This is a genomic window from Legionella parisiensis (assembly GCF_001467945.1).
GTDB lineage: Bacteria > Pseudomonadota > Gammaproteobacteria > Legionellales > Legionellaceae > Legionella > Legionella parisiensis.
Genome location: NZ_LNYQ01000012.1, coordinates 566,539 through 591,373 on the forward strand (window position 1 = coordinate 566,539; position 24,835 = coordinate 591,373).

The window sequence follows — 24,835 nt, forward strand, 5'->3', positions numbered from 1 at the left end:
GCATTAGGAGACCTATTAGTTATTAAGCCAGAACTTTGACTTTTTGATTTTCTTTATCTTCAACGCACTGTTCTAATCCAGATTGACAAATCAAATCCTTATTTTTCCTGAGAATACACTCAGTTAGATAATTTAAAGCACAAGGAAGCGCTCCATTTTTTACCTGATCTAATGTTAATGTCGGATCCTTTTCAAATAAAGGGGCAAGACAGATTATTGCCTCGATATCCGAGATATCTATTGTAAGTACTCCACCGCATTTTGCAGGTACTTCAAGAGTGAAACCTTCTTCATGAGCAGAAATACAAGTATACTTTTTGGGTGCTACTTCACTCGCCACACTCACCCATAGATCTCTTTCAAAAAGGGGAAAACTCACTAATTCAGCTTGTTTTTTCGAAATATTTCTATACTTCTCGTATAATTCAGCTGCTTGGGCAGGGTCTACAGTTTTGGAAGCGTTTCTGCACACATAAGTGGCAAAATCATCAAAAGCAATTACCTTTTCAATTTCCAGTTGTTGATATTTTTTCATCTTCTCTGAAGGGATAATGTCCAACTCAAGTATCGATTCTCCTGTGACATCAAGTCGTTTTGCTTGAGTTAAATCATCAAGGTGAATCATATCGGATGATTTTTGATTGATAATAATGCAATGGTTAATAGGAAAACTAAGATGAGGCACTATAGTCTCACATTGATATGAGAATATAGAGGTACCAAACTCTCCATCTAAGTCGGGTGGATCATATTCCACATCCCATGCTTGTGTGCAGCTGTCTTTGTATGCAGCACCAATTAATATGATACCGGGGAAATTTGATTTTTTGGATGCATCAAGCCCAAAGCCTAGAGCAACACTAGAGCAGTAGGTAAATGAATGAGCTATTTTTGTGTTTCCCTTGGTAAAAGAGTAACCATTCACATGCGAATCTATGAGCTCTTTTTTCTGACTGGGATTTAAATCATCAAGACACAGAATCCCATTTGTTTTTAAAAAACGAGCAAGGCTAGCGCGCATTGTTGTTATTCCTAATCCAGGATAATCTAAACTACCAAGACAATGTTCTACTGAGATTCCTCTGTATATTGTTGGCTTACTGCGTTTAATAAACTGAATATTATGGTTCTGTTTAAGAAGTCGTAAAGCTGAGACAGTGTGTGAGTCATAAGCGGCTCCTTTTAGTTTGACAAAATTTGGAACGTTACGAGCGAAGAATCTACTCAAACTCAAGCATATCTTTCTATTCATCTTTAATACCTCTTAAATATAACCCTGCAATCTGAATCTTTAGAGATGAGCAAAAAAATAAGCATCCAAATGATTCGTGCATATAGGTTAACAAATAAACATTAAGATAAAATTAAAAACAATATGATGATGAAATATTCTTTGAATAAAAAAATTTCTCGCTACTATTTAGATTAATAATGGAAGGGTAAACAATGCTTGTGGCTTTTGGTTTCAATTAGGCGTTTGGATGAGGTGAATCACTTGATTAATTTAAGCCAATAGTTCAGGGTGTTTCCGTAATCAATCCGCATCAAACTCCCTCTTCTATCATCATGCTCAAAAACACTTACATGAAAGCAACATAACCGGTACCATGTGCAGACAATTAAAGACCTGAAAGAATAATTTTCATTTTCTAGAAAAGAGATGATACCCCTGCAAGCTTGGATTCGCCGCGCCCTAATGCGATTCAAATTCATCCTGTCTTCTTGATACGGGTGTGCGGCTTGTTAAGTACTGTTTTAGTTATCTTCCATTCCTGTAGTGCGATTGATAGACAAAGTTGACATTATTATTTTGCAAGGCTTCTCCCATGAGCTCAATTACAACCCTTAAGAAGAAAGCAGCTAATGCAATAGCCAACCCGGTTACAGCGTGATTATTATCTTGAGAGTAAAGCGATGCTGTAAATATGAGCATACCTGACAGCATGGCGATAAGCACCGCATTATCCAGTTTTTCATCATGATTCAATCTATGAAAAATACTGTGTCGGTTGTTGCTTAATTGCTCTACTTGCTCTAAGGGGCCGGGGTGTTCTAATTGTTCAGGTCCTGGTTGCCCCTGCTCTAATTGTTCCGTATGTGCTAGTTCATTAATTATTTCATCCAGGGGAGTAGCGTGCTGGAAGTTTATTGTTTTAAATTTTGTTCCGTATTTGCTCATAATACAACTTCTAAATAGTAAAGAAATAATAGAATAACAAACATCTTATAAATAAATCTTATTTTAGTAATTTTTAAATTTCAATTGGAGCAAAAGAAATTAGAACCATCCGGAAACTCCAGATGGTTAATAAGAGCGAAACGACAGATATAATGTGCTTATGTAAATAAATTAGTCTTAAAATGAGTTATTGCTGATTATGCTAACACATGATTCGTCACTGGATTCATCTTCTGCATAATCCCAATCGAACCATTTGTCAGCATTGTTATTCGTTCCATTCATAGAGTGAAATCCATTCATTTTCTGCACTATTGAACTATACGTCTCACTGTATCCTTCGTATTGCTCAATATGAGCATTAAGAGCTGAACTACCAAGATAAGAACAATGTTTCAATTCATCTCTTTGAGAGCCACTGTTCACTTCCAGTAGAAATAAATTCCAGTTGAGGTCTAGCCAGCTGTTTAGCTCGTTTGGTTCGAGATTTTCTTTCTCAAGAGCGGCTAGCACTGTGTTTCTGCACTTATAAATGCGGGAATGTAATTCTGTTATATTTTCTAATAAACGACTGTGTTGTTGCTTTCGATTTTTTTCAATTGGTGTAAACATAATATACGGCCTAAGTTTAAAGTTGATAGCTCAAATTATGAGCAAATAATATTAGTGAAATATTAACTGGAATGCGTATGGTTTGCACTATAGTGAGCTTTTGTCTGATATTCAAAGGCATAAACGAAACTGTTGTTGTTCGCATTTGAATTACTGCGCCCTATTCGATGATATAATTCATATTTAAAAACTAACGATAGTTATTTTAGAGTTTAGATTTTTGAATTGGTACATACTCGATGAAACGAAAATATAGTGTTTTAAATAGAAGAAATAATACCCAAGATGAAAAAATAATCACAGCAACCAAGAAACTAAGATTATTCGACTTTAAGGGGAATTCTGAGCGAAAATCAGCATTAGATAAAAGTGAAGATAATGGAAAGTTAAAACTAGTTTGTACGATGGACAAATCGGGTTATCAATGTGATGAAGAATGGCCAGAATACATTCAACAAATCATTGCAAATCATCAGCAGAATCCAGCTTGGCGTATTAATCTTTTTGACAGATATTTCGTGTCCCCTGAATTAAAAATAGATTCTCAGCTTGTCTTGAGAAATACGATACCCCATCTGAAGCAAGAAGGGATGGGAATTTTTATGTTTAAAGATTGTAACGGTTCTATTAGTCTGCAAGAGAGCTCTCTTGAGTATTGCACGCGCTTGATCATCACAAATGCTGAACAACACTTTGTTCTAGACAGCCATTTACAAGTAGCAGTAACGGAGATACATGAATTTATAAATGAAGATTTCAGATATATAACGAAGTATTTAAAAGAGTGCAATGTAGATTTACATAGTCCATCAACTCATATTACTGTTATTTATGGACCCTATCCCGATTATATTAATGAAGAAGAGCAAGAGCAAAACGATAGCGAGCTTCCTGGATTATTAATCGCATTTATGTTGGAAGAAACCCTGAAGAGCCCTATTGTTTCCATAAAAGCATGTCCTGAGAAAATATCTCAAATTGACTTGGCAACTGGAGTGATCAGCAGAGCGGTTTTAGATAAGCAACTAGATAGTGATGCGGATGATGAAGATAACCCTGATGAGGAAACACGTTCTTTTATGATTTGAGCAATTTTAGCAAACGTAGCCTGGATACTAACCTGAAACCATTGCGGCACTACAATCACCAAGCAATTGTTTTAAATTGAGAAATCAAGACAGCTGCAACTGGCTCTCTTATTAACCCATACCCAAAACAGATTTAATCGCTTGTCCCGTCGAGCCCATAGTTTTGAGAAGGTCATCTTGTTTTTCATTTTTTTCACACAAAAATTTAATCTTTTCTTATACTCACCAGTTTCCTCATTTATGACTTGCCTCGAAGTTTGTATAAAAAAGCGCATGCTCATTTTGAACCCACTTGCTTGCTCGTTGAAACGTGCAAAAGCAAAATGGGGTCCATACAGCTTTGGCGCAAAAATTTCCAATTAAAATATTAATACACCCTGATTGAACTCTGTAAAAGTGGATTTACAATATAACTGTAAGTGTTATATCTATTAATTATGTATTGTTATAGATCAATCCATTGGGATAGTCAGGATATGCAATCAAAAAAAGATGTGTATAAAAGAAAAAAGCGCAGGACGACACCTGGTGTATCGAATCCTCCGATAGAAAAAATGGTGGATTTTACTCATACATTCGAGAACTTCATGCGAAGAGATCTCGAACGACAGAATCTCAATCAATCGTCTTCCGCTGCTTATGATCGGGTCAAACAGGAAATAACCGACGCAGAAAAAGAATTAAATAAACTAAAATCAAAAAAAGGCAAAGCTCAAAAAAGAGCTACATTAAATGAGGCGATCACTAAAAAGAAAAAATGGCTAAGTGATGTAAATGATGCCGAAAGTAAAAACTTCTTGGCGTTCTGGGTTGCTATGTTTCATGGTTATCGAATTGATTTAGTGGTTAATCAAAATGAACATGTTAGAAGACAGGGGGTAACTGTTAAGGCGGCTAGTGAAGAATTTGTAAAACTATTGCTAACAGTCCTCTCACAAGACATCACAATAGCAGGAAAAACATATTCTCCTTCAGAGTTAAAAAAATACAAAAGCATCCTGAATCGGTATTATGGCTCAATTAAAACAATTGTTATCGAAGATAAAAGTGAAATTACTCCAAAACGAATTAAAAATCTTCTTTCTGGTAATGATTTAACGATTGAGCATAATTGCATTGGTCATGCAATATATACCCAAATATATCAAGAAAAAAATCAATTGGTCCTTACCCATTGCAATCGTGGCGATGGTCAAAGATCGACTTATAATTTAGTTTATCGCATTAACATTGCCGGTTTAGATTTAGATAAGTTAAGAGCGGCTATTGAAACAATTACTGGATTGGAAGTAGTAAGTAGTAGTGAAGACAACTATAAGAAATTTTATGATCAATACGATAAGGCGCTAAAAAATTTGGGTTTCAGTTTTAGCCTGGGCAAACATGTAAAATCCCAAAAAATAGGTAATTGTGTTCTGGCAAATTTAAAAGGTCTGTTAAAAGAACGATTGCCTGAGGATGTCTATAAATGGTGCACTACGGAAATGAGAAACCTAAGCACTATTGAGCATTTGATAAATCCTATGCTGCAATCAGGCAAAGATTTAAAAAATAAACATTTTAATATAGATACTGATGATGATTTTTTTCACCTTAGACAATTAATCAATTATATTTTTGATAAATCGGTCGAAGGAATAGTCAACTGTTATTTCGGCAATATCAGGAAATCTGAAACCCTAAAGAACGCATTCAAGGCGATAGGACATTATGAGGCTGTAATTAATGAGAATAAAGCTTTGAGCAGGGCCAATAGGGCTGATATCAAAAATTATATTCATGCAAGAATAGATACATCTAAGAAAATATTACTTAACACGGAGATGCAAAAACCAGAGATATTTTATCGAGTGCTGCGCAATGAGGCGGATAAAATCGTTGCCTTATCCTCCGAAGAACAGAGTAACAATGAATTTTTCAAACATTTAATAAAAAAGGCAGCGAACAACCCCGGTTTTTTTAGTGATGTTTATGATTATCTTAACCGGGAAAAAAAAGAAAACAGGGGTGCGCTACTTAAATTAGTGGTTACCCAATCCATCGAAATCATAACCAATGATTCTATTCTAAATGATCCAGAAAACATTGCTGTTTACCAAGGCTCGCTGCAAAGAATACTTTTAAAAGAATGTGAAAAAGTTCCTTGTGACCAAGAACTCATTGCTTTATTAACAAATACTCATTTGACTAATATCGATCCTAATTTATATATAGCTGTCTCTATTGCTATGAAAGATCGTAAAAATGATGATACAAAGCAGGAAACACTTAAATTATTGTTAGATTCCATTTTAAAAAACAGTGAATTTTTAGATTTATTCGTTCGAAAAAAGAAGCCTCCAGTTTCCACTTTTTTCAAACAGAAGCAACAATTTCAAGGAATCTCCGAGCTTCCTGCTTTTTTTAAAGAGGCAGCGGAATTTATTATTGATAATACAGAGTTGCCTTTGACACAAAAAAAACTGCAGCTGCAGATAGGTAAAATTTTTCATAATACAGTTGAACGAACAGCTGACAAAGATAAAGTAAAAAGATTTTTAGAACTGTTCTGTTATAAAAAATTACTCGACTCTAAAAAAATCAATAAAGAAAATATAAGCTCTTGGAATAATCTCCCCGTGCTTGCTAATCAATGCAAACAAATCAACTATTGCCTTCCTGAGGCACTTACAGTAGCAGACAGTGTACTGGATAGTTATCGAAAATTAAAAGCTTTAATCCCTAAACCAGTACCAAAGCAAGATGATGGGAACCCCCCTGATCGCGTTCAGGCTGTCCATTGTATTGTTTACTAGAATTCCAATAATAGCTCCTCAGGGGTTGGGCTTTGCCTTTGCTTTTTATATAAATAGGCAAAAAGAAAAACCCGACTTTATACTCCTTGAATCAGCTCGAATGTTTCACTATGCTGTAAACTATTACTTTAAGCAAAAAACGACTATGACTCCATCCATCACTTTTATAATTCTATATTCTTTAATGCCCGCTGCACTGATGTTTATTGGCGGGGGACTTGCCAGTATTTATCAGCCGGGCAATCAAATAACAAGTGCGACCCAACATTTTGCTGCGGGAGTTGTTTTTGCAGCAGTAGCAAAAGAACTCCTACCCAAAATTGGTGCTTATCACGATTCTATTGCGCTTATTATTGGTTTTTCATTAGGTGTTTTTGGAATGTTGTTCTTAAAATGGTTAGCCAGTAGATTAGAAGATCTCGAACAACAAAAAAAAGGTCTATCATGGGGGTTATTGACTGCGGTTGGAATTGATTTATTAGTAGATGGTATTTTGATTGGTGTCTCTTTTTTGGCGGGCGAAAAAGGAGGAATTCTTATCGCTATAGCCCTTTCCATTGAAATTTTCTTCTTAGGATTATCGACTACGTCTACTCTAGGGGCAAGGCAAGTCAGTGCACCTATCCGTTTGTTAGCTAGTTTTATTTTAGCACTCTTGATTCCAATTGGTGCAGGTCTGGGTGCAAGCTTGTTAATTCATTTACCTCAAACAGTTACGAATGTAATTTTATCTTTTGGTGTCGCAGCGTTACTTTATCTCGTTACAGAAGAACTTTTAATTGAAGCTCATGAAGTTCGTGAAACTCCATTGATTACTTTATGTTTTTTTGTTGGATTTTTGTTAATTTTATTGTTAGAAGGCTTAGCTGCCTAGCAAAAAAGAAAACCCTGGGCGCAATGTAAAATTAATACGATGCTAAGGCTTGCCCCTCAGATCCAGGTGCCGTGAAGTATTGACAGTGCCTGGGAGTAAGAAGTTGTTATTCTATTATTTATGCTATTCTTAATGTATGGTACTTTTATAACAAAGATATTCATTATGGCTCAAATAGTCGGGGTAGTAGCCGCCCAGGTCGCTTTAGATGAAGCTGATAAGATGCTACAAAATCAGGGGCAAAATCAAAGCCAAAGCCAATCATCATCTTCCACTGATGATCAAGATGATCAAAGCCTTTTCTTAAGTGCTCCCTCAGGAGCTATATCTAGTTTAGATCCTACGCAGTTAGCTTCATCTCTGTTGCCTGATAATTTTGATTCGCTATTTCAGGCAAATGGAAGTGGTGGAGGACAGAGTCCAGTTGAATCCGTAATAGATAAAGGAGAGGATATACTTGACCAAGGCGTAAGTATGGGAATGTCATTTATGGGAAAATAGTGTATAGCATATTGCCCACAGATAGATCTTTTCCCATATCCAGTTTTTTAAGTATGTCTATATTTAATATCCCCAGATACAAGTGAGCGAAGCCTGGTGCTTGCAACCAGGCTTCGCTTACTGAGAAAGGTGACGACCTGACCCCTTAATGTTTTTTAACAATTTGCAAGAGACAAGATTAAGACAATCTATGCACTGTATTTAACAAATGATTCCCCACATCGACCACATTGGCGACACTAGGGATTGTCGAATTTCCAGAGAAAAATCCATAAGCAGCTTGCGAGGCACGCCCAACATTTGCAACGATTGCGATTTGAGACCATTGGTTCGGAATGATTGCTTCTGCGGCATGAATAAGGATATCAGGGACATGTTCAATAAATGCAGCCTCAGGATTGGTCAAATATTGATAGGTAACGAGCAATGCAACTCCTGCATTATATCCCCTATATAAAGTACCCCAGTTTAAAAAATTAGACCAACTAAAATTATTAGAGCTAATTTCTTCTTTACTCAATGACATTTAAACATCTCCTCTGTTTTATTTTAAATAGAGCTTATCCTGAGGTAAGTAAATAATGAACCATCACTTCTCAGGAATATTTTGTCTCAGGAATATTTGTTTGAAATTCAATTGCTTGAATCTATCTATTCCAGTTTTTTTCTTATAACACCATTAGCGGTCATATCTTTATGCTGAGGCATTGTAACACCTTTTAATAAAAATAGGTGCTCGCTGAAAATCCAGTCAAAACCCGGCAAGAAGAATTTTTTAACACAAATAGAAATTAAATTACCGACATAACCAAGTTAAAATTGCTTGTATAAAAAATGAACCCTACAAAAAAGGGGCAGGTCTTCTCCTTATCCTGGAAAAGGCTAGAGTAGGTAATTTTGTTTTTCCATGATTTGCTCGTTTTCTTTGATGCACCCTACGGTACTTAAGAGCACATGAGCAATACAATAAAATTTTTGAATTTCAGGATCGCGCGAACGGAAAAAAGGCAATGCACCATCAGGACTAATGCCTTCGATCTTTTGTGCAAACTTGCCATATGTTTTTTCGTCACTACTATCTAGTTGATTTAATTTATTTATACCATCATTATTTTTTCGACCAAAAAATCCTATTCCTTTCTTGGAATATTTTTCTTTATGCTCCTGAACTTCATATTTTAATGCCTCCATCACGTCTTGAGTTCTAAAAATTTCTTTAAAATTTTCTGGGCCTAGAAATTTTTTAGCAGCGAAAAAAAGAGAAAGATTTTTACCTAGCTCCCCCTTATATTCATAACATAATCGCTCCACTATATTTTCTCCAGGCCCCAAAATAATATTTTTGGGGTTATCGCGGATAAGAGGAGATATCGCCTTTATAAATTCAATATTTTTAAGAACCTCATCAAGGTCAACATCATTTTTAATTGCGATGCTTAAAACAGGGGCAATTAAATGTCGTGTTGGAGAGTCAAATTGCAAATAAGTTAATAATGGATGTTGCTCTGATGTATTTAAATTAAGATTTGAACTCATGATTTGCTCAACAAGCTTTAATTGAGCGTCCTTATCCATCAAATGCATGATTGGCGTAAGCTTTGCCAAGCAGTTTATTGCCATCTCATTATTTAAAAATGAGGTAGCACTAAACTCTTGATTAGAAATGTATCCCGACTGGTAGACAATATTCAAAGCAGAAATGGCGTCCTGGTTATTCTTATGGTGTTCAAAAAGATGTTGGCTTTGACACTGAGTTAAAATTAATAAAAATGCTATTTGTTCAGGACTGCTGTCTTTAGGTAATTTACCACTGGATGTATCAAGCCATTTTCTAAGGCTATATTGCTCAATACAATCATCGTCTAATATGGAAACATTATCTGAGTTAAATGTATTTTTTCTTTCTTTTGTATTCCCCAGTTTGTCTTCAAATTTTTCGGGCATATAAATTGTTCTAAGTAGGGCAAAATGATCTACCTCTTTTCGTGTATAAGCCCGACATGAGCTTGATAAATAGTTAAATGAACCTGAATCATTCCCATGATTTTCCCCTAATCGGTTATTGGCACAACCAAAATCCACTAAGGATAATTGATTTTGAGCATTTACGACGAGCTGTTCGGGTTTTAAATCACCATGTACGTATGGGACACCTGATTTTGACAAATAACCTTGATGCAATAAATGACACTGCCAGGCAGCCTGGATCGCCATGTCCAGTCTTTGTTCGGGAGTCAAATCTGGAGTTTTAATTTTTTGCTTGACGCTATCCCCCCCAAATCGCATTAATACATAGTTTTGTTCTGGAATGTATTCAGAATAATCTGGCACATTGTATTCCTCACTATCTCCTCCCTTCTGACTTGAGGCAACAATTAGCCCAACATCTTTCCCAATCGCTATTTCCTCCTCCATTGAGTCCTGCACATCGAATTCTGGTCCAAATTCCTTTTTAAATCGAGCGCGTTTCTGAAGAACAGCTTTTTTCTCGATTTTAATTAAAAAAACTTGTCCATATTCGTCCATTGCTAGACGCCCCTTGCCATACATACCTGAACCTATAATTCCTTCTTCCCCAGGTAGAGTACAGACTAATTTACCATTAAAATTAAAAAAACTATGGTGTATATCAGGAAGTTTTGCTTGCGCCCCATGTTTAACAAAATATCTTTCTTGGAATTTTGGTTTATCTGTTCTTGCTAATTTAAAAACATCTGGATTGTTTCTAAAATATGCAGATGCGGTACGAAATTCTTCATTTAAATTAGAGGGCAAATGGATGGGTTGTTCTAATGGATCAACTCCCATTGCAAGCAAAAATTTAGAAGACGGAGTTTTTGCCATAATCAAATATCGATTGTTACATATAGCTGGATTATAGATCAATTAAAGATCAAATAGAATAAATATTGTGTTTTTTTTAATGTTTTAATCAATTATTCTTAATATTTTTCTGAAGCATGTTCAGGATGTGATTGGGATTGTTATTTTAGCTTGGTTGTTTGTTTTCCCGGATTTTATACTTTAAAATGTCCGATTTCATCGGAGAATTACGGACATCATGCGTTATAAAGCGTCATCCTAGGCATCACTTCTTCAGGAGCTTAATGTAATTAAGAACAATATGAATCTAAGCCGAAAAAGCTCAAGAAAAATAGTTTCTATACAAAAAGAAGTGAATCCTCTTTTAAATAAAAGAAGATTCTGATGAAGAGATAACAGAAGAGTATTTTGAGAAAGCATCATTTAGAATTTGATTATTTTACTTTTTTAAGCGGCAGGAGCATTTGAGGGTGTATTGCAGAGAATCTCCTCATGGGCTCTCATTCTTTCCATTATAAAATACATAGCTATTCCTAAAATGATCGCTCCATCTATGACGAGGGCAACAGGCCGCATCGAACCATCAAATAAAAGGCCTGTTAACGCTACGGCTCCAGAAGAAAAAAACAATCGTGTTGACATAATAAAAGAGGAGCAGGCTCCTTTGAGATTCGGTAAAACCTCCAATGATTGTGCAAAAGTTACGCTCATTGGAAATGCACATCCCACCGCCATCCAGCACATTGCAAATGTAATTAAAAGTGGGGATTCTGGATACTGGAAGGCAAAATAAGTGAAAAGCACAATGGACAGGGTACAACACACCATCCCTAAATGCACCGCTTTCCGGCCTCCGATACGTGAAATCACTTTATCGGCATAAAAACTGGTGAGAGAAAATAGTAATACAATTAATCCCTGCTGCATGGCAAATTGGAAATAGGATAATTTACACGTAATAATATAATAAAATGACGCACTACCTACGAAAGTTAGATAAGCCGTGACCAGCATATTGGGCATACCGGCATAAATTAAAAACTTGCTATGTGTGGAAACCGTCCAATAATCTTTAACTATGTTCAAAGGCTTTAAAGGCTTTTTATCCTTTTTAGTTTCCGGTAGTTGCCAAATCAAAAAAAACCATGAAATCAACGCAACAATCGCGATGAAAGTAAAATTAGCTCGCCAAGTAAAATAGTTGATAATCGCACTGCCTAAAATAGGCGCGGCTGCCATAAAAATAGTGACATAGGCATTGATTTTACTAATATAATTTGTAGCCACTTCGCCACTATATCGGTCAGAAATCATGGCAAAGCCTATTACCAAAGTACTACTGGCACCTAAACCTTGAATAAAACGCCAAAACATTAACTGATATATGGAAAATGAAAAAACACAACCAGTTGCTCCGATTAAGAAGCAGGTAGCGCCAAAAATCATTAAACCACGTCGCCCTAAAGTTTCGGATAGTGGCCCATACAACAGACCTGAAAGACAGAATGCTAAAAAATTAAGACTTAATGTACTTTGGACTTGTGCTTCTGTAGTGCCGAAGAAAATCATTATGCTCGGGAAGCTGGGTAAGGAAATATCGATTTCCATACAGCAACCTAACAAGGAAATAATAATGAGGGCAACAAGCGATAGCTGAAACGATTTTGATGACATAATGATTATTTTCTTTCTATAAGTAGATGATTATATTAAAAGTGTTTTTAAACTTCATGCGATTGTATCAATATTTGTACACATTGAGAAGTGGCCGGGAGGGTCAAATAAATCATTACAACCCAAGTTAATTTATAGTAAATAATGCATTTGGTGAATGAGGATCGGGGAGTTAAATCGATATCCTGGTTGCAGGCAACCAGGATACGCTTGCTGTTGTCGAGTCAAATGACCTAACCTGAGAAGTTCGCTATTTTAACTTGGCTGGATAACTATCTCCGGGTTTTGCCCCAACCATAACTATTGTCGCGCCATGTTTAGAATGACTGCTAAAGCAAGTATAAGCAGGCAGGATAAAATATTCTCCTTTCCTGTAAGTTGTTGTTTTACCATTAAGATGAAGGTGTAGCGTTCCTTCCATAATGACAACCAGTAATTTATGTTTGTAAAAATGGGTTGGGTGGTTGTGGCCTGCAGGAAGTTTGGCAATTCCCCCTTTCATTTCATTAAATAGGACAGCTTTTCTAGTGGATTTACTGTAACTATTGCCTATTGATTCCCATTTCTCATGTTTTGCTGTCCCAGATTCAAATGATTCGGCATTTCCTTTGCACTGAGCAAAACCCGAAGTGGAAAAACTTAGTAATAATAGGGTACCTGCAAAGATGGAAAATAAAGCGTTACGGGTGATGTGGTCCATGATCTTCCTTTTTTTTTAGAGCATTTCTATATATATCAGTTAGTTGATACTTTGTCTAGAAAGATGGCTGGCGTCAGATTTTGATAATATAGGATCAAAATGATCCATATTTAATCAATTGGCATATACTATTAGTATATTTATTTGCCAAATTTGGGGATCTATGCCTTTTCCAACTTTAATATCTGTAAATGATTGGCGCAGTAAAACTAAAAGAAACCCTGATAAAGAAGTTGAGCGGATGCTTGGCAACGTCTATGACGCCAAAACTATATACACACGATTTGATCATCTTACAGAGCTCTTGGATTATGCTGAATCAAAGCCCCACAATCAAACTTATGGTGACCTATCCTCATCTATTTTATCGGTACTAGGTCATCTTCTTAATGAATCAGATCCCGATAAAATTCGAGAAAAAATCGCGGCAAGACAGCTCTTAAAAGACCTGGATCCTTATTATATGCCATGGACTCGTCCTAATCCCGGTGATGCCAGCAATGATCCGTTCGCTTTTTATCAAACCATCCAACATCGTTCAAAGGATCAACAAATAGCTGCATTTGCACAATTTAAACAAAACTTGAAAGAAAGTGACAATTTATTAACGCTTGGCGGGCGCAAGAGTGATACAGGAAATAATTTTTGGGCCTACCGTCAAGAAAAGGAAGTTGAAGAGAAAGCTTACAATGAGGAAGAACTTGAACAATTTCGCGCATTACCTCATCAGGGAAAGCTTATTAAATTGGTAACTTCTGGTTCTAAAGATAATAGACACCTTACCTTTGAACCGTTCAGCACGAATAAATTAACAATAAAGGGTTATGATACCATGATGTTAGCCACCAAAGATTACCCGAAAAGAGGCATTTATACGGTTCACGTTAATGGAAGTATTTTTGTTGGTCAAAGTGTTGCTCCTCAAAGAACAAATGAATGGTTTATCTTTAATCCATACGCTATTCTTCATCCTTCTTATGCAGATTCTTATTCTGATCTCCCCCTCTTTATGGCTGGACAAATAGAGGTTTCTGATGATGGTGATGTCATGATGTTAGATAGCGCCAGCGGTCACTTTGTGCCTGATTATGAGCAAACTCAACAAGCTAATACTTTCTTGAGAGAAGAACTACATATAGTTAATAATTTTACTAAAGTAACTTATTTTAGGCCTGTAGGCAGGGGGAAAAGAGAGTTTGATGACGCTGATGTAAATTGTAGTGAGCTCAAGGCTATGATAAAAGATTACATCGTTATTAAGCATTTGGACGCCCGGCTCTTATCATTTGAGTATCTGCGGGATAATGCTCCAAAATTATATGTTTATGCTACGATGCAAGATAAAATTCATAGTGAACTTTTTCAGTGGAGAAAGGATAGCAAAGAATTTTTTTCCTTCACTTCGCCATTCACGCCTATAGATAAAGCTGTTGAAAAATTTTCAAAGCGTGCACGATATCAAGACCCAGATGCAACTCTTGAACTTCTTTTTGAAGTACAGCAAACCATTGACACCTGGAAAGAGGAGCACGAGGGGGCTAAGCTTAGTTCGCAAAGACAACACGCTGTCAACAGTCTTGAAAACCGAATACAAGGCCATATCCTTTATTATCAAAGCAAACAATTGCTAAGTGATTTAAAATCAATTCCTGTTCCTTATGATAAAATAATGGGGGACTTTATAAGTGGCACAAAGGACCTAAGTCAGACAATTGACAGGATTGAGCGCTTACCAGAATTTAAAGAGCAAAATAAGTTGAATTTCTTTGCAGCTGGTGCTCCGGAAAAAGACAATTCGGTAATAACTTCTATAGCGGCGCTTTTATGCGCCAGCAAAAATGCATCTACTGCAAAACTAAAAGAAATTAATAGAGAGTTGTTAGATTATCAAACGCAGCTTACAGCATCGCACGCTCTAACAATGTAAAACATTTAAGACGTCTTTGCTACCTTACTTTTGACAACAGCTAAATATGTTTGGTTTTGTTTACTGCCCATTATTTTTATCTGATTCTCGCAATATATCGTTATTACTAGTAAACGCTTTTTGGAGGAGGCCGGTCAGTAAAGAGCATAGTCACATTTGACATGTGAGATTAAAATCGAGTATTTTATAGCCAAGAAAATCGTTAGTGTTCGGTACTCTTTAGGCCATCCTGATCGAGCACATCTTTAGATTTTTGGTGATGGCTCTTTATTGTTAACTCAATAGGAGCCATCATTATGCATCAGCTTGAAAATTCCCCTTTTATATTAAGCCTAAAAGAAGGTGAAAGCCTGTTTCAAAGCATAATTCATTATGCACATTCCTTTAATTTAAAATCCGCCATTTTTACAGGCATTGGCGCTCTGTCGAATATCACTATGGGTTTTTATCATTGTGATACGCAACAACATACCAAGAGATTGTTTCATGGGACCTATGAAATTGCCTCCTTAACTGGCAATTTGACCTTAGCTGATGAAGGCTTTTTTGTGCACATTCATGCAGCCATAGGTGATGATAATTTCCAAATTTTTGGTGGTCATCTCATTAGTGCAGCAGCTGGTGCATCTACAGAGATTGCAATTATCCCCCTAAATTACAGCATAAAGCGCCAAAAACACCCTGATTTGGACATAAAAGTGATATGTCCGTTTGTAGCATTTGAATAGGAGGAACGATGAAAACCATTCCCAATTCGAATCCATTAAAAGAGTATAATCTTTATGATCTTCAAGCCGATTTAAACCAGGCAATCCACAGTTACAACCAAAATGGCATCATTGTTCTTAAAGAGTACATTAATCAGGTAGAGCGAACTGAATTATTGAATGAAATTGAAATCATACAGCACGATGCCGAATTAGATATTGCGCAAAACTGGAATAATAAAATCGTTTGTTTTTATTCTAAAAATCCTTTGAAACCAGAAGCACAAGCAAGAGACTATGTCACTGAACCTTATTTCCAATCCTCCAGCCACAAAGGGCATGTATTTTATGAGGTAATAGATAACATAAGGGTAATTAATAGAATTGGGCATGGTATGCATCTCATAGAAAAATATTCAATGATGCAACAAACAGTTTATAAAAATCCCATGCTCAGGTCGATTTTTAAAGGTATTGGATTTAGACGACCAATTTGTCATTTGAGCGTTTATATTCCTAAGTATCCTCATGGTTTAGGCAGTGAGGTTAGGCCTCATCAAGAATCAACTTTTGCTTATACTGAGCCTACTTCGGTAGTTGTTTTATGGTTAGCTTTAGAAGATGCATGCATAGAAAATGCGTGCATGTATGGAATCATGGGCAGTAACCGCTGGCCCTTAAAGTGGGTTTCACGAGTAAATCATCAACTTAAGATCAGGCAATTTGATCTGCTCAATGAGGTTTATATCCCTGATTTTAGAACCGAAAATTATTGCTATACACCCTTGGAAGTCAAGGCGGGGGATGCATTATTATTTCATGGTAATTTTGTTCATTGCAGTCCAGTAAATAATTCTTGCTATTCACGCAAAGCTTTATCTTTTCAATTCATTGAATCTTTGGGAGTGAATTATTCCCGGAGCAATTGGTTGCATTCGCCAAACCATGTTTATTTATATTGACCTCAACGGATAAGGACTAAAAATGTCTGTGTATGATCGCAGTGAGTTTTTCAAAACCTATTTCGCTAAAGCGAGTGAAAAATCGATACTTATTGACTTAATGAGTACTCGCTTTTCTCCCCCTTCACAGGAGATCAATATTTTGGATTTAGGTTGCCATGACGGTACATTAATTAAAAAAATAATTAATGCTTATGCAAGTAGAATGCCCGCAAAAGTCACTATAACCGGTGTAGAACCAAGTATTAACGCTTTATTAGAATACTCCAAAAATCAGTTTCCCATTCCCGTTCAAACGAACACTTTTGTTGGAACTGCTGAGCGCTATTTTTTAGAAAACTCAGGTAATGAGTATTTCAATTGGGTTATCGCCTCGCAATGTCTTTATTGGTCTTTGGATTTACCTTATATCGTTAGGAAAATAGCAGATGCTGGGGAGTCAAGCTTAATTGTACTAAGAGGGCATCGGGGAATTTATGAAATTCAATCACATTTCAAGCATTACATAGGAAATCCACATGAACATTTTTATACTGCAGATGATATAGAGTCAGTACTGCTTAACTTAAATATACCCTTTGAGAAAGAAGTTAAAACAACATCTATCATGCTGCCGCATCAAGGCAGCATAGAGATGAAATGGCTCATTGCTTTTTTTCTACAATGGGATAAAAAAGAGATAAATAGTGATATTTGGCAAGAAGTTGAGTCTTGGATTGTAGCAAAAACTTCAGAAAAAATGACACATGATGTGTGCTTTTTCTGGTTAGGAAAGGCGATTCGTAATAGGAGTAACTATGTGTAACCACAAGGAAAAAATAATGTTGCAAAGATACCTGATTGTTTTCTTCCTCGCTGTATTATCGTGCCAAGTATTTGCTGCTGACATGCCTGAAGAACATCAAAACTTTTTGAATAAAACGTTTCAACTGGCACAACTAGCTCGTCAAAAAGGAAATCATCCTTTTGGCGCATTATTAGTGTATCGAGGACGAGTTATTTTAACCGCAGAAAACTTAGTTATATCATCGCATGATGTGACCGCACATGCTGAAATGGTTCTGATAAGACAAGCCTCCAAACAATTTTCTGAAGATATTTTAAAAAACGCCATTCTTTATACCAGTACGGAACCTTGTGCGATGTGCTCTGGAGCTATCTATTGGGCAGGAATATCCCGTGTGGTTTACGGGTGTTCTACTCAAACCCTGGAAAAACATGCTTATGGGGGGTTAGCGATTCCTAGTGCTGAAATTTTTAAACAGGGAAAGAGAATGGTGAGGGCAAGTGGTCCTTATTTTGAAGCGAAAGCGGTTAAAGTACATGAAGGTTTTTGGAGGCCTTTAATTTAAATTGTAGAAACTCGATGTTTTTGTTGAACGTGCACCGGAGTATCACTGTTTTTATAACAGAATTTACATTTTAAGTGTTTCTTTAATTGGAAAGTGGCTAAACAGAAAGAAGAAAGCTTATAATGAGTAGCAGTTCATTAGGACATATAGGTATGATTAATTTTAAATCCAGGATTTATAAGCATAACACTTTGACAGGTTTTTCGAATAAATGAACTGACTAATACAATAAAGCTAATTCTTAACTTATTAATGCTAGGAGATAATTTTGGCTGTCGCCGAGGGAGCGATTGAACAACGCGTTCTAAAAATATCCATAGTGATGACTTCCTTTTTATCACTAATAGGTATCATATGTGGCCTGCTATCTGGATCATTAGCCATCATTTTTGATGGTATGTTTGATATGATAGATGCAGTCATGTCAGTTCTTGCGCTCTTAGTTGCTCGACTTTTGACTAGTGAAGGTAATCGTCGATTTCAATATGGCTATTGGCATGTTGAACCCATGGTATTGGTTTTTAACGGCAGTATACTTATCCTGGTTTCAGCCTATGCTTTGATAAATGCCATTGGCAGTATGTTATCTGGAGGGCGAGAAACGAATTTTGACCTGGCACTTATTGTTGCTTCATTTATGTCCGTATTATCAATAGGTATGTATGGTTATGTGCGACATAAAAACCTAAAAATTAATTCTGAATTTTTAAGACTTGATGCCCATAGTTGGCTCATGTCCGGATCGATTTCATTAGCACTCTTAGTTGCATTTGTCATCGCCCAATTTATGGACGGGAGCAGATATCAATACCTCACTCCTTTTATTGATCCCTTTGTATTAGGCATTATGTCTACCTTCTTGTTTTTTGTACCGATGTCGACAGTACGAAATGCAATGAGAGATATTTTTCTCATAGCCCCATTTAGTCTTGATGAGAAAGTAAGACTATTTTTAGATGATCTCATTAAACGCTACGAATTTAAGACCTATTCAAGCTACGTAGCCAAAATTGGGCGAGCGCAGTTTATTGAAATTCATATTGTCGTCCCTCCTGAATATAAAATTTCTAATGTTGAGTCATTGGATGTAATCCGTCACGAAATAGCTGTTGCTATGGGGGGAGAAAGCCCGCAGCGATGGTTAACTATAGTATTTACCGCCAATGAAAGTTGGATCTAGCAAGCAGCCATTTATGCTAATCAACCTGTCCTAATGTTCAATCTAGGGACAAAAGGGACGCTCTCTGGGCTGGTTCCGCGTGCGAAGTTATTGTATTAAAGTGTTTATAGAGGGTCATCTACATATTGATGCTACGATACAATAAGGGATTGTATAAAGATTATATCATTCGATATGTACTAATCTGATGACATTATACCTTTCTACGTTCGCGTTATGCGTTTCATTCACTTTTCATATCGAGAACAAAATGTTTATTTATATTTTGATGAATTTGAAATTAATCAATCTTCTGGAGATACTTGGATTCTCTTTTCATTTGGATGCTAGCCCAAGAACAGGGCAAATTTGGTAACTACAGTGGCCGGACCCCTAATTTGGGAAATGTTCTGTACAAGTAATGGTACAGACTTTTATAGGCTCAATTTTGTCAATTTTTTGTTCGACTCTAGTATTCATTAATCGTTGGTCTATTTAAAAATAAGCTAATATAAAACAAAAGGGGAATAAATTAATTTTCTGGAGCTAAAAATGAATCACTATAGATTACGAGTAATAGATAAGGAAACGATAAAAATAATTAAAGATATTGGGGGGTATGAAAATCTTCTCGAAAATGGCCAAGATGCTTGGGCCAATACAGAAGAAGAAGCTAGATTGAAATTAGTAGAACAAACTGTTTTTTCTAATTTTGGTAGGAAAAGGGGTAACTTACATCCGAATAAAGAATGTTATTTGGGATTAAATGATATTTGGACAGACCCAAACAAAGTTAATATAAAGCTTATTTAACTCTTTCCTGGGAAGATCCGAATTGCGAGTGCATGGTGAAATTGCGTTTCAGGCCTTAGGATTTGGATTACCACCTTAAACCTACTTTAATTTGTTCCAATGTCACATGAGATGCTTTCCTAAATGTGGTATAGGGGTTTAAATTCGAGTCTTTGATAAGTGATTGATTGGTAAAATTTTGCAGGCTATTCCATATCCATTCTACTCGAGCATTAAGTCTGGAGCTTACAGCCATTTCAACTCCAAGACCTAATTGCAGTCCCTGGCAATTTTTATCTGAGGAAAATTTTCCAGAAAAACTACCTATTTCTCCAGTTTGGGTGATCCCACCACTGAGTTGTATATTACTTATCAGGTATCCTATACGCCCATATAATAGGGAATATTCATTAAAATAAAATCCAGGTCTTGTTGCAACGCCGTATTGCCATCTTTGGCGAAAGGTTCCATGAAGGTTTCGGGTGTAGAGTGCATTAGAATCAGTGAATTTAATAGTTCCTTTATTGGAGCTGACATCATAAAAACCTTCTAAAGCAAGATAAAAATTATTTATAAACCGCTTGCCATACCCCAAAAAAATTTCCCCTCCATAACCTGAGCCATGCCAGTCAAAATGATCCAAATCGAGAAAGGGTAAGGCATTGTTCGATTCGGTTCGCTTAAAATCATAGGATGCAGTATCTTTAATTGCAGATAGTCCAAGATATAATCCAGGAGTATTTATTAAACTTTTATTTTCTATGCTCCAACTCAAACTGGAGAAAATGAAGCTTAAAACTAAGGTGGCAACTATTCTGCGTATCATTCGGTACATCCTTGATGACTGAGGCAAATTATCGATGGAGCCAAGAATATGAAATTACACAGTAACTTGCAATACTACACAAGGAAACAGGTAGGTCCTCAACTTTAGCGAATCTGGGTCAGGTCTTTCCTTTACTTATCTGAAACTCAAATAAAAGTAAACTTATTGAGTATTACTGTAAATAAGGAAGCAAGTCCGAGAAATTATGGCAAGACGCTTTGTCAATTGCCTATTACCACCTTAAATGTTAGGATGTTCCCTCGTAGTTTTAATTAGCGCGCAATATCCCTTTAGGTCTTCTTATTTATTGATGCCTACTCTTAAAGATCATTGTTCGTACAACTCAAGGAAACGGCAGTGAAACAAAATAAAATATATGTAGGCAATTTACCATTTGGAATTACCGAAGAAGGATTACAAGCAGAATTTTCTAAATATGGTAAGGTAGATGAGCTTGTTTTAATTAAAGATCGCCTTACGGGTCAAACTAAGGGATTTGGCTTTATCACGTTTAGTTCTCAACAGGATGCCCAGTCATCTTTAGAAATGAATGGGAAAGTATTAGAAGGACGTCCATTAAAAGTTAATATGGCTCAAGAGAAAATAAATAAAACTTCGCGCGGGCGATATCGATAATTTGTCCTAATTTGAAAATCTAAGGTAAAGAGTTTACGCCGCTCCAGGGCAATGCCTTTAACCTACGCCTGACTTACAATACAGCCATTGATGCCTTTATTTTGAAGACATTTTAAATAATGCAACAGGCTTTGCTATAGGTTATGGAGTATGCCATCCCTACTAGAGAGGGATCTCCTGAAAGCGACTCAAAATAAACTGATATAAAATTGTACTAAAAAATGTTAAACTACTCACCTATTATCAAGATAAGCGCTCCCAATGATGCAATCAGAACATGCCGATCCACACCTTTCATTCTCTCAGCTTCCCCTTCGCCAAGAATTAATAAAGAGTCTTGCTTCTTCAAATTATGAAAACATGACTCCTGTCCAAAGGCAAAGCCTACCTATTATTCTTAGAAATGAGGATATAATTGCTCAAGCAAAAACAGGTAGTGGGAAGACCGCTGCTTTTGCTTTGTCTCTTTTAAATAATTTAAAAATTTCTTTTTTTGCAGTACAGGGTTTGGTTCTTTGTCCTACCCGTGAATTGGCAGAACAAGTAAGCCAAGCCATCCGTCGATTAGCCTGTTTGATGCCTAATGTCAAAGTCATTAATTTATCTGGTGGAATACCTATGAAGCCTCAGCTTGATTCATTGAGGCATGGAGCTCATATCATTGTAGGAACTCCGGGGAGGGTTCTTAAGCATTTGAAAAACAACGCTTTAGACTTAACCCAAGTAAAGTCTTTAGTTTTAGACGAGGCAGACAGAATGTTGGATATGGGTTTTTTTGATGATATGAAAAGTATTATTTCTGTGTGTTCCAAACAACGCCAAACCTTACTTTTTTCTGCGACCTATCCTGAAGAAATCAAACAGCTTTCAAAACAATTCATGAAAAATCCTAAAGAAGTTCATGTTGCAACTCCCTCTGAGGAAATTGATATTGAACAACATTTTTATGAAGTAATGAAACAAGAGCAGAAATTTCCCTTGTTAAAATCATTGCTATTGCACTATCGTCCAAGTTCGACGTTAATCTTCTGTAATACCAAACAACAAACAGTGGATGTGACAGACCAGCTTATCCACGAGGGTTTCAGCGCCCTTGCTTTAAATGGAGATATGGAGCAAGTCGACCGTGATCTTGCTGTTTTGCGTTTTGCCAACCATAGTTGTACGATTCTGGTAGCCACAGATGTTGCAGCGCGGGGGCTTGATATAAAGGAGCTTCCTGCAGTGATTAATTTTGATCTCGCTTTTGATCATGATGTTCATATTCATCGTATTGGTCGAACTGGAAGAGCAGGGAGTAAAGGCATTGCCTTAAGTATTACAACACCTGCGGACGCACAACGAATTTGCGCCATTGAAAATAACTTACCGTATCCTATCAACTGGGGAAACATTAATAATTTAGAAAATAATCACCCGACTCGGTTGGTACCGGAAATGGTGACACTCTGCCTTTCTTCCGGGAAAAAAGATAAAATTCGCCCCGGAGACATCCTTGGGGCATTAACCAAAGATGCAGGATTAGCAGGAAACACTATTGGAAAAATTAATATCACTGCAATGCACTCCTATGTTGCAATCCACCACAGCCAAGCAGATAAAGCGCACCAATATTTACAAAGTGGAAAATTAAAAGGACGAAAAGTTCATGTACGTAAAATTAATTAAATTTCTATCCTAATAATTTCTTTATAAGTAAGGCGGTTGTGTTGCCTGCGCATGGACATCTGAGCATGGAACTTTTAGAAGCAAAACGGGTATCAGGTCTTCCTTTCCTGTAGGAAAAAAACTGACCCCTAACTCCTTTAAAGGTTTTCTATTCTCCTTCATTAATTCGAATATTAATAAACTGCCAAGGGTCAATTTGATCAATATCTTTATTATTTGAATTGCCTCTGTCTTGTAGGGGAGTCCAATCTGTATAGTAGCCACCGACTTTTCCAAGGTAAGGGGAGGCTAAACTCAAAATATACTCATGATCCATATCTTCAGGTTCTATAATTCCACGTTCTGGATTTTTAATGGCCCAGATCATACCCGATAAAACTCCAGCAGCAACTTGTAAGCTTGTCGCATTGTTATGGTTAGCTAATTTTCGAGCCTCATGTATGGATAGATGAGAGCCATACCAGTAAGCTCCTTTTTTATTTCCCATTAATAAAACTCCAAGTTCATCGGTGCCCTCAACAATTTCTTTTAAAATAATTCGTTTTTCTTTTTGAGGTATGTATTTTCTTTGCACGAGTTCCTTTAAAGATAAGATAGCATCAGGGCAAGGATGATAAGCATAATGAACTGTTGGCCTGTAATACACTTTATTATTTTTTTTTAAAGTTAAATATTCTGCAATAGATAAAGACTCAGCATGAGTAATTAAAAAACCATTAATAGGGCCAGAGTTAGGGGTCCAAGTACGGACTTGGGTCTCTGCTCCTGGCCGACTGAGATATATGCCGCAATTTGAGCCAAAGTTGTAATGATTCGCATCATGAGGCCAGTGGCGTTCATGGCTTCCCCAGCCTAGTTCGGCAGGTCGAAGCGCTTCAGAAATTAAGGCATCGACTGACCATGTATTGATAAATTCATCCGGTTTTTTAATTTGAGAAGAAATTTGCGTATCATGTTCAGAAATATGTATCGTTTTTATATTAAGATCATGAGCCAATTGCGCCCATTCCACCGATTTTTGCGGTAGCTCGCCTTCCCATTCATTATCTTTTGCGACATTCCATAAGGCTTGTTTAAGGAAGTGGGATACCAATCCAGGATTCGCTCCATGGGTTAAAACTGCGGTGGGCCCCTGCTTTTTATGTTGTAATGTAGCATCACGTAAAGCATAGTTAGAAAGGAGTTGACTCTTATCACTACACCTTTCTTCCCAAGGCTCAGCAGCTGCATCCAAATATAATATGTTATTTCGCTGGCAATATTTTATTAAATCAATAGTAGATACTCCTACGGATAAATTTAATAAAAAATCTCCAGGTTTGAGAATAGAGGACAACAGTTCTTGGTAGTTATTTTCTTTAACCGCACTTTCTTTGAAGGAGATGTTATAATGGTTTGCCACATCTGCACCAAGAGTATGCTTTGAGATGATGTGAATTTGCGACGGGTCCAATTTAAAATATTGGAATAAAAGAGGTAATATTGCTTGCCCAATACTGCCGAATCCAAGAATTAGAATTTTATTTTTAAACACTATTTGAGCCGTAGATTGATCCATAA

General features: G+C 36.5%; 22 protein-coding genes. 13 read left to right on the top strand and 9 right to left on the bottom strand.

All coding sequences use genetic code 11. From position 1 onward, the window contains the following. Positions 1-22: 22 nt before the first annotated feature. The 3 genes from Lpar_RS05130 to Lpar_RS05140 form a co-directional block, all read right to left on the bottom strand. A complete protein-coding gene (locus Lpar_RS05130) occupies positions 23-1,252 on the bottom strand; it encodes a hypothetical protein (RefSeq protein WP_082650331.1) in 1,230 nt (409 codons plus the stop codon). Positions 1,253-1,759: 507 nt separating this feature from the next. After that, complete coding sequence (locus Lpar_RS05135) at positions 1,760-2,179, bottom strand: hypothetical protein (protein ID WP_058516910.1); 420 nt, start codon at positions 2,177-2,179, stop codon at positions 1,760-1,762. Between the two features lie 177 nt (positions 2,180-2,356). Then, on the bottom strand, positions 2,357-2,791 hold the full coding sequence (locus Lpar_RS05140; RefSeq protein ID WP_058516911.1) for a hypothetical protein: 435 nt from the start codon (positions 2,789-2,791) through the stop codon (positions 2,357-2,359). A 239-nt stretch (positions 2,792-3,030) separates the two neighbouring features. On the opposite strand from Lpar_RS05140, the gene Lpar_RS05145 reads away from it, so the two are divergent. The 4 genes from Lpar_RS05145 to Lpar_RS05160 all read left to right on the top strand — a co-directional run bounded on the left by Lpar_RS05145 (position 3,031) and on the right by Lpar_RS05160 (position 8,049). Next, the gene (locus tag Lpar_RS05145; protein ID WP_058516912.1) at positions 3,031-3,879 is read left to right on the top strand and encodes a hypothetical protein; all 849 of its coding nucleotides are present in this window, start codon (positions 3,031-3,033) and stop codon (positions 3,877-3,879) included. Between the two features lie 476 nt (positions 3,880-4,355). Continuing rightward, positions 4,356-6,674 carry a hypothetical protein gene (locus Lpar_RS05150; protein WP_058516913.1) on the top strand — a complete coding sequence of 773 codons (2,319 nt, stop codon included), beginning with the start codon at positions 4,356-4,358 and terminating at the stop codon, positions 6,672-6,674. A gap of 145 nt (positions 6,675-6,819) precedes the next feature. Continuing rightward, on the top strand, positions 6,820-7,548 hold the full coding sequence (locus Lpar_RS05155; RefSeq protein ID WP_058517078.1) for a ZIP family metal transporter: 729 nt from the start codon (positions 6,820-6,822) through the stop codon (positions 7,546-7,548). 165 nt (positions 7,549-7,713) lie between these two features. Then, positions 7,714-8,049 carry a hypothetical protein gene (locus Lpar_RS05160; RefSeq protein ID WP_058516914.1) on the top strand — a complete coding sequence of 112 codons (336 nt, stop codon included), beginning with the start codon at positions 7,714-7,716 and terminating at the stop codon, positions 8,047-8,049. A gap of 178 nt (positions 8,050-8,227) precedes the next feature. Here Lpar_RS05160 and Lpar_RS05165 read toward each other — a convergent pair whose 3' ends face one another. From Lpar_RS05165 to Lpar_RS05180, 4 genes are all read right to left on the bottom strand, one after another. Then, the gene (locus Lpar_RS05165) at positions 8,228-8,575 is read right to left on the bottom strand and encodes a hypothetical protein (protein ID WP_058516915.1); all 348 of its coding nucleotides are present in this window, start codon (positions 8,573-8,575) and stop codon (positions 8,228-8,230) included. A gap of 356 nt (positions 8,576-8,931) precedes the next feature. Beyond that, a complete protein-coding gene (locus Lpar_RS05170; RefSeq protein ID WP_058516916.1) occupies positions 8,932-10,893 on the bottom strand; it encodes a protein kinase family protein in 1,962 nt (653 codons plus the stop codon). 426 nt (positions 10,894-11,319) lie between these two features. Continuing rightward, complete coding sequence (locus Lpar_RS05175) at positions 11,320-12,546, bottom strand: MFS transporter (protein ID WP_082650332.1); 1,227 nt, start codon at positions 12,544-12,546, stop codon at positions 11,320-11,322. A gap of 250 nt (positions 12,547-12,796) precedes the next feature. Beyond that, positions 12,797-13,246 carry a cupin domain-containing protein gene (locus tag Lpar_RS05180; RefSeq protein WP_058516917.1) on the bottom strand — a complete coding sequence of 150 codons (450 nt, stop codon included), beginning with the start codon at positions 13,244-13,246 and terminating at the stop codon, positions 12,797-12,799. 163 nt (positions 13,247-13,409) lie between these two features. On the opposite strand from Lpar_RS05180, the gene Lpar_RS05185 reads away from it, so the two are divergent. From Lpar_RS05185 to Lpar_RS05215, 7 genes are all read left to right on the top strand, one after another. Then, a complete protein-coding gene (locus Lpar_RS05185) occupies positions 13,410-15,173 on the top strand; it encodes a hypothetical protein (protein WP_058516918.1) in 1,764 nt (587 codons plus the stop codon). A gap of 296 nt (positions 15,174-15,469) precedes the next feature. Then, positions 15,470-15,901 carry a PPC domain-containing DNA-binding protein gene (locus Lpar_RS05190; protein WP_058516919.1) on the top strand — a complete coding sequence of 144 codons (432 nt, stop codon included), beginning with the start codon at positions 15,470-15,472 and terminating at the stop codon, positions 15,899-15,901. An 8-nt stretch (positions 15,902-15,909) separates the two neighbouring features. After that, positions 15,910-16,842 (top strand): phytanoyl-CoA dioxygenase family protein, encoded by a 933-nt coding sequence (locus Lpar_RS05195; protein ID WP_058516920.1) that lies wholly within the window; start codon positions 15,910-15,912, stop codon positions 16,840-16,842. A 22-nt stretch (positions 16,843-16,864) separates the two neighbouring features. Continuing rightward, entirely contained in the window at positions 16,865-17,647 is a 783-nt protein-coding gene (locus tag Lpar_RS05200; RefSeq protein WP_058516921.1) for a class I SAM-dependent methyltransferase, read from the top strand. A 16-nt stretch (positions 17,648-17,663) separates the two neighbouring features. Beyond that, a complete protein-coding gene (locus tag Lpar_RS05205) occupies positions 17,664-18,194 on the top strand; it encodes a nucleoside deaminase (RefSeq protein ID WP_162264339.1) in 531 nt (176 codons plus the stop codon). Positions 18,195-18,462: 268 nt separating this feature from the next. Further along, the gene (locus Lpar_RS05210; RefSeq protein WP_058516923.1) at positions 18,463-19,374 is read left to right on the top strand and encodes a cation diffusion facilitator family transporter; all 912 of its coding nucleotides are present in this window, start codon (positions 18,463-18,465) and stop codon (positions 19,372-19,374) included. Between the two features lie 531 nt (positions 19,375-19,905). Further along, a complete protein-coding gene (locus Lpar_RS05215; protein WP_058516924.1) occupies positions 19,906-20,166 on the top strand; it encodes a hypothetical protein in 261 nt (86 codons plus the stop codon). 67 nt (positions 20,167-20,233) lie between these two features. On the opposite strand, the gene Lpar_RS05220 is transcribed toward Lpar_RS05215, so the two are convergent. Further along, complete coding sequence (locus Lpar_RS05220) at positions 20,234-20,971, bottom strand: outer membrane protein (protein WP_058516925.1); 738 nt, start codon at positions 20,969-20,971, stop codon at positions 20,234-20,236. Between the two features lie 357 nt (positions 20,972-21,328). On the opposite strand from Lpar_RS05220, the gene Lpar_RS05225 reads away from it, so the two are divergent. Both Lpar_RS05225 and dbpA read left to right on the top strand, forming a co-directional pair. Then, complete coding sequence (locus tag Lpar_RS05225) at positions 21,329-21,607, top strand: RNA recognition motif domain-containing protein (RefSeq protein ID WP_058516926.1); 279 nt, start codon at positions 21,329-21,331, stop codon at positions 21,605-21,607. Positions 21,608-21,868: 261 nt separating this feature from the next. Further along, on the top strand, positions 21,869-23,275 hold the full coding sequence (gene dbpA / locus Lpar_RS05230) for an ATP-dependent RNA helicase DbpA (RefSeq protein WP_058516927.1): 1,407 nt from the start codon (positions 21,869-21,871) through the stop codon (positions 23,273-23,275). A 148-nt stretch (positions 23,276-23,423) separates the two neighbouring features. Here the strand turns inward: dbpA and Lpar_RS05235 are convergent, their stop codons facing one another. After that, the gene (locus tag Lpar_RS05235; protein WP_058516928.1) at positions 23,424-24,833 is read right to left on the bottom strand and encodes a saccharopine dehydrogenase C-terminal domain-containing protein; all 1,410 of its coding nucleotides are present in this window, start codon (positions 24,831-24,833) and stop codon (positions 23,424-23,426) included. Between the last annotated feature and the right edge of the window lie 2 nt (positions 24,834-24,835).

Bases quoted from the DNA above. Each gene is read 5' to 3' on its own strand.
- Lpar_RS05195 (WP_058516920.1), top strand. From the start codon at position 15,910: ATGAAAACCATTCCCAATTCGAATCCATTAAAAGAGTATAATCTTTAT.
- dbpA (WP_058516927.1), top strand. From the start codon at position 21,869: ATGATGCAATCAGAACATGCCGATCCACACCTTTCATTCTCTCAGCTT.
- Lpar_RS05165 (WP_058516915.1), bottom strand. From the start codon at position 8,575: ATGTCATTGAGTAAAGAAGAAATTAGCTCTAATAATTTTAGTTGGTCT.
- Lpar_RS05200 (WP_058516921.1), top strand. From the start codon at position 16,865: ATGTCTGTGTATGATCGCAGTGAGTTTTTCAAAACCTATTTCGCTAAA.
- Lpar_RS05175 (WP_082650332.1), bottom strand. From the start codon at position 12,546: ATGTCATCAAAATCGTTTCAGCTATCGCTTGTTGCCCTCATTATTATT.
- Lpar_RS05160 (WP_058516914.1), top strand. From the start codon at position 7,714: ATGGCTCAAATAGTCGGGGTAGTAGCCGCCCAGGTCGCTTTAGATGAA.
- Lpar_RS05180 (WP_058516917.1), bottom strand. From the start codon at position 13,246: ATGGACCACATCACCCGTAACGCTTTATTTTCCATCTTTGCAGGTACC.
- Lpar_RS05235 (WP_058516928.1), bottom strand. From the start codon at position 24,833: ATGGATCAATCTACGGCTCAAATAGTGTTTAAAAATAAAATTCTAATT.
- Lpar_RS05220 (WP_058516925.1), bottom strand. From the start codon at position 20,971: ATGATACGCAGAATAGTTGCCACCTTAGTTTTAAGCTTCATTTTCTCC.
- Lpar_RS05135 (WP_058516910.1), bottom strand. From the start codon at position 2,179: ATGAGCAAATACGGAACAAAATTTAAAACAATAAACTTCCAGCACGCT.
- Lpar_RS05190 (WP_058516919.1), top strand. From the start codon at position 15,470: ATGCATCAGCTTGAAAATTCCCCTTTTATATTAAGCCTAAAAGAAGGT.
- Lpar_RS05155 (WP_058517078.1), top strand. From the start codon at position 6,820: ATGACTCCATCCATCACTTTTATAATTCTATATTCTTTAATGCCCGCT.
- Lpar_RS05150 (WP_058516913.1), top strand. From the start codon at position 4,356: ATGCAATCAAAAAAAGATGTGTATAAAAGAAAAAAGCGCAGGACGACA.
- Lpar_RS05205 (WP_162264339.1), top strand. From the start codon at position 17,664: ATGTTGCAAAGATACCTGATTGTTTTCTTCCTCGCTGTATTATCGTGC.
- Lpar_RS05170 (WP_058516916.1), bottom strand. From the start codon at position 10,893: ATGGCAAAAACTCCGTCTTCTAAATTTTTGCTTGCAATGGGAGTTGAT.
- Lpar_RS05140 (WP_058516911.1), bottom strand. From the start codon at position 2,791: ATGTTTACACCAATTGAAAAAAATCGAAAGCAACAACACAGTCGTTTA.
- Lpar_RS05130 (WP_082650331.1), bottom strand. From the start codon at position 1,252: ATGAATAGAAAGATATGCTTGAGTTTGAGTAGATTCTTCGCTCGTAAC.
- Lpar_RS05145 (WP_058516912.1), top strand. From the start codon at position 3,031: ATGAAACGAAAATATAGTGTTTTAAATAGAAGAAATAATACCCAAGAT.
- Lpar_RS05215 (WP_058516924.1), top strand. From the start codon at position 19,906: ATGAATCACTATAGATTACGAGTAATAGATAAGGAAACGATAAAAATA.
- Lpar_RS05185 (WP_058516918.1), top strand. From the start codon at position 13,410: ATGCCTTTTCCAACTTTAATATCTGTAAATGATTGGCGCAGTAAAACT.